The following is a 13,051-nucleotide window of genomic DNA, read 5'->3' as shown; positions in this document are numbered from 1 at the left end:
TTTTGTAGGACAACCCTGAAGCGCTCTTCAGAAAATATTTCCAATGCCGATGGCTAGGCTGCATTCCGCTTTCTATCCCTGTCCATCGGTGCTTTCCCATGTTCAACACACGCTTGAAGCAGGAGCTGTCCGCTCTTCGCGAAGAACTCTCCAGCCTTCAGCAAGTGAAGGAAAGTCTGGACAGCGAGATGCTGGTCCTGACCCTCGATCCCGATAGGCGGGTGCAATCGGTCAACCAGAACTTCCTTGGTGAGATGCATTACAAAAGCAACGATCTGATTGGCCGGCCCATCGAAGACATCGTGCCGGTTCATGTGACGTCGGACGAATTCCACCGCCGCTTCAAGGCTGCTCTGTCGCGCGGTGAACACTTTGCCGGCACCGTGCGCCTGTTGCGCGGCAATGGCCAAGAAGCCTGGCTGCGTTCGATCGTGCAGCCGGTACGGTCCATGGACGGCCGGATCAAGCACTTCTCGATTTATTCCAGCGACCTGACCCGCACCATCGAGGCATCCCGCGAACATGAGAACCTGATCGGTGCGCTGGTGCGCTCGACGGCAGTGATCGAGTTCGACCTTAATGGCAACGTGCTGGCGGCCAACGATCGGTTCCTCAGCGGCATGGGTTACAGCCTCGCGCAGATCAAGGGCAAACATCACCGCACCTTCTGCGAGCCGGAGGAATACAACAGCGCCGAGTATCAGAACTTCTGGCGTCGCCTGAACGCCGGAGAATTCGTGGCCGAACGCTTCAAGCGTATCGACAGCCACGGCCGCGTAGTCTGGCTGGAGGCGTCCTACAACCCGGTGGTCGATGCCAACAACAAACTCTACAAAGTGGTGAAATTCGCCACGGTGATTACCGATCAGGTCAATCAGGAACGCGCCGTTGCCGAAGCGGCCAACATTGCCTACAGCACCTCACAGCAAACTGACAACAGCGCCCAGCGCGGTACCGCCGTGGTGACGCAGGCAGTGAATGTGATGCGTGATCTGGCCAAACATATGCAAACCGCCGGCGAAGGCATTGAAGCGTTGAACGAGCAGTCGCTGGTGATCGGCACCATCGTCAAAACCATCAGCGGCATCGCCGAACAGACCAACCTGCTGGCGCTCAACGCCGCCATCGAAGCAGCTCGGGCGGGTGAACAGGGTCGAGGTTTTGCGGTGGTCGCGGACGAGGTCCGGCAACTGGCGTCGCGCACCAGCCAGGCCACCGATGAAATTGTCGGCGTGGTGCGTCAGAACCAGGACATGGCCCGCAACGCCGTGGCGCTGATGACCGACGGCAAACTCCAGGCTGAACAGGGCCTGGCGCTGGCGGCAGAGGCCGGCACGGTGATCGTCGAGATTCAGGACGGTGCGCAAAAAGTCGTGAATGCGGTCGGGCAATTTGCCAATCAGTTGGCGACGTGATTACGCGCAAATAACCCTTGAAAAAGATCGTCCGGGCATGTGCCAGAGGACGATCTTTTTTGTTCTTTCAAACCACCTGGCACCGCTAGTCATTGCCGCCGTAAGCCGGCTGCTTTCACACCCAGACATCATTCTGCGCAGTGCGCTCGCCGCCTTCACTGCCGGTGTTCAGCACGCCCTTGGGTTCGATCAGCAGCAATTTCACTTCCTGCTCAGCGAACGGTTTGTGCTCGACACCCTTTGACACCACATACATTTCGCCGGCATTCACCAGCACGTGACCATCGCGAAAATCGATGCGCAATTGCCCTTCGAGGACGATGAAGGCTTCGTCGGTATCCTGGTGATCGTGCCAGATGAAATCCCCCAACAGTTTCACCACTTTGAACTGGTAGTCGTTCATTTCGGCGATGACACGCGGTGTCCAGAACGGGCCGATCCGGGAGATTTTTTCAGCGAAGTTCAGGCTTTCGTACGCTTTCATGAAGCCGCTCTCGTGGTTGGTCGTGGGCCCACGATAATCAGCGTATCAGCGTGATTCTTGTACGATTGTGCGAGGCTCAGCGGCGGTGCATTTTCATCCAGCGGGCGGGCGACAGGCCGTAGGTTTTGCTGAAGTGCCGGGTCATGTGGCTCTGATCGGTGAAGCCGGCGATCAACGCGGCGCCGACCAGCGACTGGCCCTGAATCAGCAACGAACGGGCCAGGTCCAGGCGGCGCATGGTCAGGTATCGATAAGGGCTGGTGCCGAACAGCAGGCGAAAATCCCGCGACAGACTCCAGCGATCCCGCCCGCTGTGATGCGCCAGTTCGTCCAGTGTTACCGTGCGATCCAGGGCGCTGTGGATGTATTCCCGCGCGCGTTCCGCAGCGACATAGTCGACGCTCGGAAGGGTGGCAGACACTTCAGAAACGCTGTTCAAGGCCTGCGCCAGATCGAACAGTGCATCCTGCTCTTCCATCGGATCGAGGGGGTAATCGAGGCTTCGCAACAGTACGCCGGTCGCGGCGAACAAACGCGGATCGGTCGACAGGCCATTCTTGATAAACGGCAGCGGCTTGCCGCCGAGTATCTGCTGGATCAGCGCCGGTTCGATGTACATCATTCGGTACTGGAACCCGGTGTCGGTGCCAGCCTCGCCATCGTGGACTTCATCCGGATGCAGCACCATGGTTGTGCCCGGCAGACTGTGGCGCCAGGCGCCGCGGTATTGATAACTCTGCACACCGGCCAGGGTATGACCGATCGCATACGTGTCGTGGCGGTGCAGGTCGTAGCCGTGGCCTGCAAAAAATGCCTCGAAACGCTGGAGCCCGCCGACGTCGGGCGCTCGGTGGAACCAGTCGATGGGCGGCGTGTGCTTGGCCATGGTGTCGTTGTCTTGAGTTCGATGCAGAGCACGTTAACCCAGCGATCACCTGTCTGTCTGCTGGCCGATAGAGCCATTCGACTGGTAGAAAAAGCCGGGCGAATGCTGCAAGGTGTTGCACTCTCTGAAGCCAATCGTTGAGGCGTTCTGAATGAGCAAGCTGCGGGTAGGCATTATTTTCGGTGGCCGTTCGGCTGAACATGAAGTGTCGCTGCAATCGGCGAAAAACATCGTAGACGCGCTGGATCGGTCGCGCTTCGAACCGGTGTTGATCGGGATCGACAAGCAAGGCCATTGGCACCTCAACGACCCCTCCAACTTCCTGCTCAACCAGGAAAACCCGGCACTGATCGCCCTCAACCAGTCCAACCGTGAACTGGCCGTGGTGCCGGGCAAGGCCAGTCAACAACTGGTGGAAACCTCGAGCCAGGAACTGCTGGGGCACGTCGATGTGATCTTCCCGATCGTCCACGGCACCCTCGGTGAAGACGGTTGCCTGCAAGGTTTGCTGCGCATGGCCGATCTGCCGTTTGTCGGCTCCGATGTGCTCGGCTCGGCCGTCTGCATGGACAAGGACATCAGCAAGCGCCTGCTGCGCGATGCCGGGTTGGCCGTCACGCCGTTCGTGACCTTGACCCGGGCCACGGCAGCGCGCATTGGGTTTGCCGAGGTGAAAGACAAACTCGGTCTGCCGCTGTTCGTCAAACCGGCGAACCAGGGTTCCTCCGTGGGCGTGAGCAAGGTGAACGACGCGACCGAATATACGGCCGCGGTCGAGCTGGCCCTGGGTTTCGATGAAAAAGTCCTGGTCGAATCGGCCGTCAGCGGCCGCGAGATCGAATGCGCGGTGCTCGGCAACGAGGACGCCATTGCCAGCGGTTGCGGCGAGATCGTGGTGCGTAGCGGGTTCTATTCTTACGACAGCAAATACATAGACGATCAGGCGGCTCAAGTCGTGGTGCCGGCTAACATCAGTGTCGAGGCCAGCGAACGCATTCGTGCTTTGGCCGTTGAAGCCTTCCAGGTGTTGGGCTGCTCCGGGCTGGCGCGAGTCGATGTGTTCCTGACCGACAGCGGCGAAGTGTTGATCAACGAGATCAACTCATTGCCCGGCTTCACCCGTATCAGCATGTACCCCAAGCTCTGGCAGGCCACCGGCATGACTTACAGCGAACTGGTCAGCCGCCTGATCGAGCTGGCGCTGGAGAAACACAAAGCGCGGCAGGCGCTGAAAATCTCTCGCTAGGTTACCTGCCAAAAACCGGCAATTGAGGTGACGAATCAGGATTCGTTACCTATAAAAAAGGGCCTACCTCCCGGTAAGCCCTCTCTCATTCCTTCGTGCGACTCAATCCCCCAAAGCCGCCCCCTCACGCCGAGGATCAGCGCCTCCCGCCAGCGAAGCGTTCCCCTGCGCATTCTTGACCCGGACAATCGCCTGAGTCCCGCTGGTCATGTCGTTTTCGATCACGTCGTGCCCTTTGTCTTTCAGCGCCTGAATCAGCTGCGCGCTGAACTGCCCTTGTTCCAGTTCCGTCGGGCCGTTGCGGCTGCCGAAGTTGGGCAGGTTGATGGCGGCTTGCGGGTCGAGGTTCCAGTCGAGCAGGCCGATGGTGGATTTGGCGACGTATTCGATGATTTGCGAGCCGCCGGGGGAGCCGATGGTGGCGAGGAATTCACCGCTCTGGCGGTCGAAGATCAGCGTCGGGGCCATGGACGAGCGCGGGCGTTTGCCGGGTTCGACCCGGTTGGCGACCTTTTGTCCGTTCTCTTCGGGGATGAACGAGAAGTCGGTCATCTGATTGTTGAGCAGGAAACCCTGGACCATCAGGTGCGAGCCGAACGCGGCTTCGACGGTGGTGGTCATTGAAACCGCTCCGCCCAAGTCATCGACCGCCACCACTTGCGACGTGGAGATTCGCAGCGGCGAACGGTCCGGCGCATAGGCGACCTGAATGCCCGGCGGGGTGCCGGGTTTGGCCATGCCCATGCTGCGATCACCGATCAAGGCTGCACGACTGGCGAGATAGGTCGGGTCGACCAGGCCTTTGACGGGGACGGGAACGAAGTCTATATCGGCCAGGTACAGCGCGCGGTCGGCGTAGGCCAGGCGTTCGGCTTCAGAGATCAGATGCACGGCTTCAGGGGCGGGTTCGATGCCCGCTGGTTTGTTGGTCTTGAGCGGTTTGAGGGGTGCCAGGGCAAAACGCGCATCGCGGGTTTCCAGGGCCTGCAAGGTGCCGAGGATTTGCGCCACGGCGATCCCGCCTGAAGACGGTGGCGGCATGCCGCACACCTGCCAGCGTTTGTAGTCGGTGCACAGCGGTGCGCGCTCCTTGGCGCTGTAACCTTTGAGGTCGTTCAGCGACAAGCTGCCGGGGTTGGCATGGCCCTGAACCTTGGCGACGATCTCTTGAGCAATGGGGCCCTGGTACAACGCATCCGGCCCTTCTTTGGCGATGCGTTTTAACGCGGCAGCCAGTGCCGGGTTTTTCAGCGGCGTGCCGGCGGCCTTCGCGCTGCCATCGGCATTCAGGAAGTAGGCTGCCATCTCCGGTGAGCGCTGCACGGATGAGTCCGAGGCGATCAACCGATGCAGGCGTGGCGAGATGGCGAAACCTTGCTCCGCGAGTTTGATGGCCGGTTCAAACAGCTGCGCCCATGGCAGGCGACCGTGTTTTTGATGGGCGAGTTCAAGGGCTCGCAGCACGCCCGGCGTCCCCACCGAGCGACCGCCGATTTGTGCCTGGGTGAACGACATTTGTGTGCCGTCCGCCCGCAGGAAAAGTTTCTCGGTGGCGCCAGCCGGTGCGGTTTCGCGACCATCGTAGGTGCGCACAGCCTTGCCATCCCAGAGCACGATAAACGCACCGCCACCGATGCCCGAGGATTGCGGCTCGACCAGGGTCAGCACGGCCTGCATCGCAATCGCGGCATCGATCGCCGAGCCCCCCTGACGCAGCATGTCCCGGCCGGCCTCGGCTGCCAGCGGATTGGCCGCGGCCGCCATGTGTTTCGTGGCGTGCTGAGTGCGCAGGTCGGTGCGGTAACCCGAGGCGGCTTCTGGCGCGACCGGTAAAGTCGAAGAGGGCGGAGCGCTGCAGGCCGCGAGGGTTAAAGCGGTGGCAATCAGCGAAAGGGCTGACCGGCGATAGCGGCTAAAGTGGAAGGCTGAGAACACGCGGGGTACTCCGTCCGTTGGAAAAGTTCTTGGGACTTTATCGACCGACAGGAAGTGACGCAAACCACGCCCACCGCAAAGGCGTTTTCGTCCTTCATGAACCGAGGTATTTTCTGTAGGGTCGAGGGCAACAGACTGGCCAGAAGATCAACGTGAGGCAGACATGCAGACCGAGTTCCCCACCCAGCCGAGTTACCGCAGCCAGCGTGAACAATTTCTGGCGGTAGCGACCGCGGCCGGCGCGACGCTGACCGAGTACCCACATCCACTCAAAGGGCCGTTCGGCGAGCCTTTGATCACCGATGTGGCGGTGTTGGGTGATCCGGGCGCCAAGCGCTTGCTGATTGCGCTGAGCGGCACGCACGGGGTCGAAGGCTTCTACGGCTCGGGATGCCAGATCAAATGGTTGCAGGAGTTGGGCAAGCGTTCACTGCCGGCCGATGTCGCGGTGGTGATGATCCACCTGATCAATCCCTGGGGCACGGCGTGGTTGCGCCGGGTCAACGAAGACAACATCGACCTGAACCGCAATCACCTGAACTTCGACCGTCCGCTGCCGGACAATCAGGCCTATGTCGCGCTGCATGACATTTATGCCTGCACCGAGCTGCAAGGCCCCGAGCGTGATCGTGCCGATGCCTTGCTCGACGAGCAGATTCGGGAACACGGCTGGCCGGCGGTGATGTCGATTGTCGAGGGCGGCCAGCACAGTCATCCCGATGGGCTGTTTTATGGCGGGCTGGCACCGAGTTGGTCGAACCGCACGCTGCACCAGATCATTGAGAAGCACGTCGCCCACGCCGACGTCGCCCTTTTTTTCGACTTGCACACGGGCGCCGGCGAGTACGGTCATCCGATGTTGCTGACCATCACCGAGGCGGCCTATCCGGCGTTGAAAGAGGCGCAGGGCATTTACGGTCCGTGGCTCTACACCTTGCACACCGGCACCGACACGCTGAGCGAAACCGGTGTTGCCGCTACCGCCACCGGCTACACCTCCCAGGCGTTGATCAATGCGCTGCCGCAGGTGCGGGTGATGCCGTTTGTGATCGAGTGCGGGACTTATCCGGGAGCGGACGTTCATCGTCATCTGCGCGACGATCACTGGCTGCACCTGTACGGCAATCTGAGCGACAGCGTGGGGCGCGGGATCAAACTGAATCTGCTTGAGCAGTTCTATCCCGCCGACAGCGATTGGCAGGCGATGGTCTGGCTGCGTACGTGGCAGATCTGGGAACGGGCGTTGTCCGCGTTGCCGGCGATTCGCGCCTGACGCGACCTACGCTGGCGCGGTGGTCTGGAGGCACTTTTCTCGAGGCATAAAAAAACGGCCTACCTTTCGGTAAGCCGTTTTTAGTACTTGGTGGCTACACAGGGACTTGAACCCCGGACCCCAGCATTATGAATGCTATGCTCTAACCAACTGAGCTATGTAGCCAAGTGGCGCGCATTATTGGCTCGTAACAGAGATGTGTCAAGCGTAAATCTAAAATATTTCTCTACGCTTTCAACCGCTTATCCACCTGACCCGAAAAACCGGGCAGGGGGAGGGCGTCAACTGAGCTGAAATCTCCCGGTATTGGCACTCAAGGCCTTGCTGCCCTGGCTCAAGGTGTCTGCTGCAAGGTTCACCGCTCGCGCGCCTTCAAGCAAGCGTACCGCCGCCTGATCGACTTGCTGGATGTTGCCGCTGACCTCATCGGCGGTGGTCGCTTGTTCGTCGACCGCGGTAGCGATCTGCGCCAGGGTGTCGGTGACGCTCTGCACGGCGCTGGCGATCTCACCCAGGCGTTCGCCCAGACCGGTGACAGCTTGCGCATCGGATTGAGCCTGGTCGCAGGCCGCTTCCATCAGGCTCACGGCTTCGTTCACCGTGTTGCGCAGGCTGTCGACCGTGCCGGCAATCTGCGCGGTAGAGGACTGGGTGCGTTGCGAGAGACTGCGCACTTCATCGGCCACCACGGCAAATCCGCGACCTTGCTCACCTGCGCGTGCGGCCTCGATGGCGGCATTGAGCGCCAACAGGTTGGTCTGTTCGGCAACGCCGCGAATGGTGTCCACCACCAATTGAATCTGCTGCCCTTGTTCGCTGACCCGTCCCAGTGCCGCGGCGGTGTCGTTCAAACGCTGATTGAGCTGTTGAATGCTCGCCGTTGTGCGCACGCTGTCGCGGCTACTGTCGGCGGCGATACGCTGGGTGTGCTGAGCGCTGCCGGAGGCTTGTTCGCAGCTCTGGGCAACACCTTGAGAGGTTGCGGCCAATTGCGTGGCGGCAGCGGCGATCTGGCTGATCTGCAATTGCTGGGCTTCGACTTCCCCAAGGGCGCCGCTGGAATGATGGTTCAGAGTGCGCACCGCGTTGCTCAGTTGCAGGGTTTCGTGATCAACCCCCAGCAGACTATTGCGCAGTTGCACCACGGCGACGTTAAGGGCAGTGCTGATGGCTGCCAATTCGTCGCGGCCCTGCACGGGGACTTGCAGGCTCAGATTGCCATCGCGCAACGCTTCGGCCAGCAGGGTGATGCCGCTGGCGCTACGACGGATCGAGGCCTGCAAACAAATGAACAGGTACAGCGCGGCCAATAGCAGGCAGCCGAAGATCGTCGCCACCAGTATGAACTGACGGATCGCCGAGCCGTGGTAGTAATCCAGGCGCTGATCCAGCGACATCAACGACTGCTGACGCAGCGAGGCGAGATCGGTAAGCAGGGCGTCGAGACTGCGTTCGAACTCTTCCGGCTTGAGCTTGATGCTGCCGCCGAACACGCCGTCGTCGAGGACTTTCAGCTCGGCGTCGAGGTGCTTGAGGCTGTCATGGTATTGCCCGGCCCAGGCTTGCAACGCGCTGGGTAGACGCGCCTCCAGCAGACTGGCGGTTTTTACGAGTTGCTCGCGGGCATCACCGATTCGGCTGCGCAGGTCGCGCAATTGCAGACGACTTTGCAGGGTGAACTGCCCGGACACCACCGACGCCTGGCCGACGCTGGCCAGACGGCCGACCCGTTCGATCAAGTCGGGTGCGTGCTGCGTGGAAATCTGCGTCAGCAGATAGGTTTCCAGCCAGGGTGCAAGCGTCAGGCGATTATCCATGGCGATCTGCTCGCGCAAGGCTTGCAGCGCACTCAAGGCGTTGGTGAAACGATCGTAACCGTCCGGCCACCAGCCGACGCTGCTCAGGCTTTTCGAGTCGAGGCCGTTGAGGGCTGTTTGCAGTGCCTGATAACGGGCCAGGGTTTCACCCTCGGCACCTTCGGTTTGCAGTGCATTGCCGAGGTCCGAAGTGGCTTGCGCGACGGCCGGCTGGACCGCATCAAACGCGGCCATCGCCGCGAGGGTCGCGGGCGTCGGCTGGCGATTGGTTTCCGTGGCACGCCAGCGAGCCGCGCGGTCACGCTGGGCGGCGAGCAAGTTATCGAGCGCGTCGAGGGCGAGCAATTGGCGAACGCCAGCGCGTTCGCCGGAGATCAGGTTCAGTTTGTCGCGATAATCCTGCCCGATCATTAACAGGCTGCCCGCCAGCGGCAGGATAAACAGCAGAAACAGCAGCTGAAATTTACGTGCGAAGCCAAAACGCCCCAGCAATCCGATCCCCGGTGATAAAAAAGCCTGCATGCCCCATGACTCCTCTGGACACCACGCACCATTGGCGTGCGTCGAGGTCCTTGCGACCACGACTTGTGCCCTTTTAATAGGCCTCGAAAGTTCACCCTCGTCAGCTCTGTAGGCCGACTCTGTGGCGAAACTTCCCATTCTCGGTCCCCTTTGTAAGGGGCCGCGTTGAAGGGGATTAGTAAGGCAAGATTCAGACCATGGCGTTGCGCTATCACCTATTCAGCGATGGGCGTCGAGTTCGTTAGCAGGCTAAGGGGATGGCGCTGCTGCACTGAAAAATGGCACATTGGCGCACCTGCCTGTGCGCACCCATCTGCTGTACGGAAATTTCCATGGCTATCAGCAACGTTCAGTCCGCCGCTACATCGGCGCCCGCTACTTCACAAAGCAGCCCTCTGGTCATGCGCATCATCGGCGCGGTGGCGCTGGCGCATTTGATCAACGACCTGATTCAGTCAGTGCTGCCGTCGATTTATCCGATGCTCAAGGCCAACTATGGCCTGACCTTCACTCAGGTTGGATTGATCACGCTGACGTTTCAGCTGACGGCCTCGCTGTTGCAGCCGTGGGTCGGCTACCACACCGATCGCCATCCCAAACCGTGGCTGCTACCGGCCGGGACGGTCTGCACGCTGATCGGCATTCTGATGATGTCGGTGGTCGGCACATTCCCATTGATTCTGCTGGCGGCGGGATTGATCGGCATCGGCTCCTCGACCTTTCACCCGGAAGCCTCTCGTGTGGCGCGACTGGCTTCAGGCGGGCGTTTCGGCCTCGCGCAATCGACCTTTCAGGTCGGCGGCAATGCGGGTTCGGCCTTCGGTCCGCTGCTGGCGGCGGCGATCATCATTCCTTTCGGCCAAGGGCATGTAGCGTGGTTCGGGTTGTTCGCCGTGTTTGCGCTGTTCGTGCTCTATCGAATCAGCCGCTGGTACGCCAATCACCTGAGCCTGTTCAAGCTCAAGCAAGGCCAGGCGGCGACGCACGGCTTGTCGAAAAACCGAGTGATCAGTGCCTTGGTTGTGCTTGGATTGCTGGTGTTCTCCAAGTATTTCTACATGGCCAGCTTCACCAGTTATTTCACCTTTTACCTGATCGAGAAATTCGACCTGTCGGTGGCCAGCTCACAGCTGCACCTGTTCCTGTTTCTTGGCGCGGTAGCGGCGGGGACTTTCTTCGGCGGGCCGATCGGCGACAAGATCGGGCGTAAGGCAGTGATCTGGTTCTCGATCCTAGGCGTTGCCCCGTTCACATTGATCCTGCCCCACGTCGACCTGTTCTGGACCAGCATCCTGAGTGTCGTGATCGGCTTCATCCTCGCCTCGGCATTTTCGGCCATCGTTGTGTATGCCCAGGAACTGGTGCCGGGCAATGTCGGGATGATTGCCGGGGTGTTTTTCGGGCTGATGTTCGGTTTTGGCGGGATTGGCGCGGCGCTGCTGGGGTATCTGGCGGATGTGCACGGCATCGAGTACGTGTACTTTTTATGCTCGTTCCTGCCGTTGCTTGGCGTACTGGCGATCTTCCTGCCCAGAACCAAAAAGGCCTGACCCGACACAAGCCGAATGTGTGTGGGGCCTGCTCGCGAGGCGGTGTGTCAGCTGCATTGATTTCGACTGACACTTCCTCTTCGCGAGCAAGCCCGCTCCCACAGTTAATCGATGGTGTGGCAGGTGACTTATTTCAGGCACAAAAAAGCCGCGCATGAGCGCGGCTTTTTCTTGGGCGGGTGCTTAGTTCTGAATAAAGTTAGACGTTGAAGCGGAAGTGCATTACGTCGCCGTCTTTAACGATGTAATCCTTGCCTTCCAGACGCCATTTACCGGCTTCTTTGGTGCCGGCTTCGCCCTTGTATTGGATGAAGTCGTCATAAGCGATGACTTCGGCGCGGATGAAGCCTTTTTCGAAGTCGGTGTGGATCACGCCAGCGGCTTGTGGTGCGGTAGCACCGACGCGGACGGTCCAGGCGCGGACTTCTTCGACGCCAGCGGTGAAGTAAGTCTGCAGGTGCAGCATTTCGTAGCCGGCGCGGATCACGCGGTTCAGGCCAGGCTCTTCGAGGCCCAGGGCTTCGAGGAACATGTCTTTCTCTTCACCGTCATCCAGCTCGGCGATTTCGGCTTCGATCTTGTTGCAGACCGGAACCACCATGGCGCCTTCTTCTTCGGCGATGGCTTTGACGATGTCCAGCAGCGGGTTGTTCTCGAAACCGTCTTCGGCAACGTTGGCGATGTACATGACCGGCTTGGTGGTCAGCAGGTGGAAACCACGAATCACCGCTTTATCGTCGGCCCCCATGGTCTTCATCAGGGTGCGCGCAGGCTTGCCGAGGGTGAAGTGAGCGATCAATTGCTCCAGCAGGCCTTTCTGGACCACGGCGTCCTTGTCACCGCCCTTGGCGTTACGGGCGACTTTCTGCAGTTGCTTTTCGCAGCTGTCGAGGTCGGCGAAGATCAGCTCCAGGTCGATGATCTCGATGTCGCGTTTCGGGTCGACGCTGTTGGAGACGTGAATCACGTTCTCGTCTTCGAAGCAGCGGACCACGTGCGCGATGGCATCGGTTTCACGGATGTTGGCGAGGAACTTGTTGCCCAGGCCTTCACCTTTCGACGCGCCGGCAACCAGGCCTGCGATGTCGACGAATTCCATGGTGGTCGGCAGGATGCGCTTGGGATTGACGATGGCCGCCAAGGCTTCCAGACGGCTATCCGGCATCGGCACGATACCGGTGTTCGGTTCGATGGTGCAGAAGGGGAAGTTCTCGGCCGCGATCCCGGATTTGGTCAGGGCGTTGAACAGGGTGGATTTACCGACGTTAGGCAGGCCGACGATGCCGCAATTGAATCCCATGGTGTTTTCCCCGAGGAGTGAGTCAGGCCTTCTGGCTGTGCAGGTTTTTCATCGCGCGGTTCCATTCACCGGCGAGGATATCCGGCAGCACGCCGAGGGCAAAGTCGATGCTGGCATCGAGTTTTTCCTGTTCGGCGCGTGGCGCACGACCCAGGACGAAATTTGAAACCATACTGGCAACGCCCGGGTGGCCAATGCCAAGCCGCAAGCGGTGAAAGGTATTCTGATTGCCCAGTTGCGCGATGATGTCGCGCAACCCGTTGTGACCGCCATGGCCGCCGCCCTGTTTGAGCTTGGCAACGCCGGGTGGCAGGTCGAGTTCGTCATGCGCCACCAGGATTTCTTCCGGCGTTATGCGAAAGAAGCCGGCAAGTGCCGCTACGGCCTGGCCGCTGCGGTTCATGTACGTGGTGGGAATCAGCAGACGAACATCCTGACCCTGATGCGAATAGCGCCCGGTCAGGCCGAAATATTTGCGATCGGCTACAAGGTTCACACCCTGTGCGTTCGCGATGCGCTCAACAAAAAGGGCCCCTGCGTTATGCCGGGTCTGTTCGTATTCAGCGCCTGGATTTCCCAGGCCAACGATCAGTTTGATGGCAGTCACGATAGGGGCCCTTCCT

At 60.2% G+C, this 13,051-nt stretch carries 10 protein-coding genes, 1 tRNA gene and 1 pseudogene; 5 read left to right on the top strand and 7 right to left on the bottom strand.

Annotated features, from left to right (window positions below; translation table 11 throughout):
* Positions 1-98 precede the first annotated feature (98 nt).
* A pseudogene (locus ACA055_RS25160) lies at positions 99-827 on the top strand (PAS domain-containing protein); the annotation flags it as partial.
* Positions 807-1,415, top strand: a complete 609-nt coding sequence (locus ACA055_RS25155) for a methyl-accepting chemotaxis protein (RefSeq protein ID WP_497684486.1) — start codon at positions 807-809, stop codon at positions 1,413-1,415. The pseudogene ACA055_RS25160 and the gene ACA055_RS25155, both read left to right, overlap by 21 nt.
* Positions 1,416-1,530: 115 nt before the next feature.
* Here the strand turns inward: ACA055_RS25155 and ACA055_RS25150 are convergent, their stop codons facing one another.
* Entirely contained in the window at positions 1,531-1,899 is a 369-nt protein-coding gene (locus ACA055_RS25150) for a cupin domain-containing protein (protein WP_497681070.1), read from the bottom strand.
* A 76-nt stretch (positions 1,900-1,975) separates the two neighbouring features.
* Complete coding sequence (locus ACA055_RS25145) at positions 1,976-2,785, bottom strand: AraC family transcriptional regulator (RefSeq protein ID WP_497681069.1); 810 nt, start codon at positions 2,783-2,785, stop codon at positions 1,976-1,978.
* A gap of 151 nt (positions 2,786-2,936) precedes the next feature.
* On the opposite strand from ACA055_RS25145, the gene ddlA reads away from it, so the two are divergent.
* The gene (ddlA, locus tag ACA055_RS25140) at positions 2,937-4,031 is read left to right on the top strand and encodes a D-alanine--D-alanine ligase (protein ID WP_497681068.1); all 1,095 of its coding nucleotides are present in this window, start codon (positions 2,937-2,939) and stop codon (positions 4,029-4,031) included.
* A gap of 102 nt (positions 4,032-4,133) precedes the next feature.
* On the opposite strand, the gene ggt is transcribed toward ddlA, so the two are convergent.
* Positions 4,134-5,966: a gamma-glutamyltransferase gene (gene ggt, locus ACA055_RS25135; protein WP_497681067.1), complete on the bottom strand. Its 1,833-nt coding sequence runs from the start codon at positions 5,964-5,966 to the stop codon at positions 4,134-4,136.
* Between the two features lie 163 nt (positions 5,967-6,129).
* On the opposite strand from ggt, the gene ACA055_RS25130 reads away from it, so the two are divergent.
* Positions 6,130-7,239: a DUF2817 domain-containing protein gene (locus tag ACA055_RS25130; protein ID WP_497681066.1), complete on the top strand. Its 1,110-nt coding sequence runs from the start codon at positions 6,130-6,132 to the stop codon at positions 7,237-7,239.
* Between the two features lie 88 nt (positions 7,240-7,327).
* Here the strand turns inward: ACA055_RS25130 and ACA055_RS25125 are convergent.
* Positions 7,328-7,404, bottom strand: a tRNA-Met gene (locus ACA055_RS25125).
* Positions 7,405-7,520: 116 nt separating this feature from the next.
* Positions 7,521-9,578: a methyl-accepting chemotaxis protein gene (locus ACA055_RS25120; RefSeq protein ID WP_497681065.1), complete on the bottom strand. Its 2,058-nt coding sequence runs from the start codon at positions 9,576-9,578 to the stop codon at positions 7,521-7,523.
* Positions 9,579-9,910: 332 nt separating this feature from the next.
* On the opposite strand from ACA055_RS25120, the gene ACA055_RS25115 reads away from it, so the two are divergent.
* A complete protein-coding gene (locus ACA055_RS25115) occupies positions 9,911-11,128 on the top strand; it encodes an MFS transporter (RefSeq protein ID WP_497681064.1) in 1,218 nt (405 codons plus the stop codon).
* A 199-nt stretch (positions 11,129-11,327) separates the two neighbouring features.
* On the opposite strand, the gene ychF is transcribed toward ACA055_RS25115, so the two are convergent.
* The gene (ychF, locus tag ACA055_RS25110; protein ID WP_134419017.1) at positions 11,328-12,428 is read right to left on the bottom strand and encodes a redox-regulated ATPase YchF; all 1,101 of its coding nucleotides are present in this window, start codon (positions 12,426-12,428) and stop codon (positions 11,328-11,330) included.
* Positions 12,429-12,450: 22 nt separating this feature from the next.
* Entirely contained in the window at positions 12,451-13,035 is a 585-nt protein-coding gene (pth, locus tag ACA055_RS25105; RefSeq protein ID WP_008153430.1) for an aminoacyl-tRNA hydrolase, read from the bottom strand.
* Positions 13,036-13,051 lie beyond the last annotated feature (16 nt).

Source organism: Pseudomonas sp. LBUM1657 (assembly GCF_059716075.1).
The sequence above is the reverse complement of the archived record's forward strand: the minus strand, read 5'-3'. Positions and strand labels throughout refer to the sequence as shown.

Excerpts from the sequence above, each read along its gene's own strand:
- ACA055_RS25150 (WP_497681070.1), bottom strand. The coding sequence starts at position 1,899 with ATGAAAGCGTACGAAAGCCTGAACTTCGCTGAAAAAATCTCCCGGATC.
- ACA055_RS25145 (WP_497681069.1), bottom strand. The coding sequence starts at position 2,785 with ATGGCCAAGCACACGCCGCCCATCGACTGGTTCCACCGAGCGCCCGAC.
- ddlA (WP_497681068.1), top strand. The coding sequence starts at position 2,937 with ATGAGCAAGCTGCGGGTAGGCATTATTTTCGGTGGCCGTTCGGCTGAA.
- ACA055_RS25130 (WP_497681066.1), top strand. The coding sequence starts at position 6,130 with ATGCAGACCGAGTTCCCCACCCAGCCGAGTTACCGCAGCCAGCGTGAA.
- ACA055_RS25120 (WP_497681065.1), bottom strand. The coding sequence starts at position 9,578 with ATGCAGGCTTTTTTATCACCGGGGATCGGATTGCTGGGGCGTTTTGGC.
- ACA055_RS25115 (WP_497681064.1), top strand. The coding sequence starts at position 9,911 with ATGGCTATCAGCAACGTTCAGTCCGCCGCTACATCGGCGCCCGCTACT.
- ychF (WP_134419017.1), bottom strand. The coding sequence starts at position 12,428 with ATGGGATTCAATTGCGGCATCGTCGGCCTGCCTAACGTCGGTAAATCC.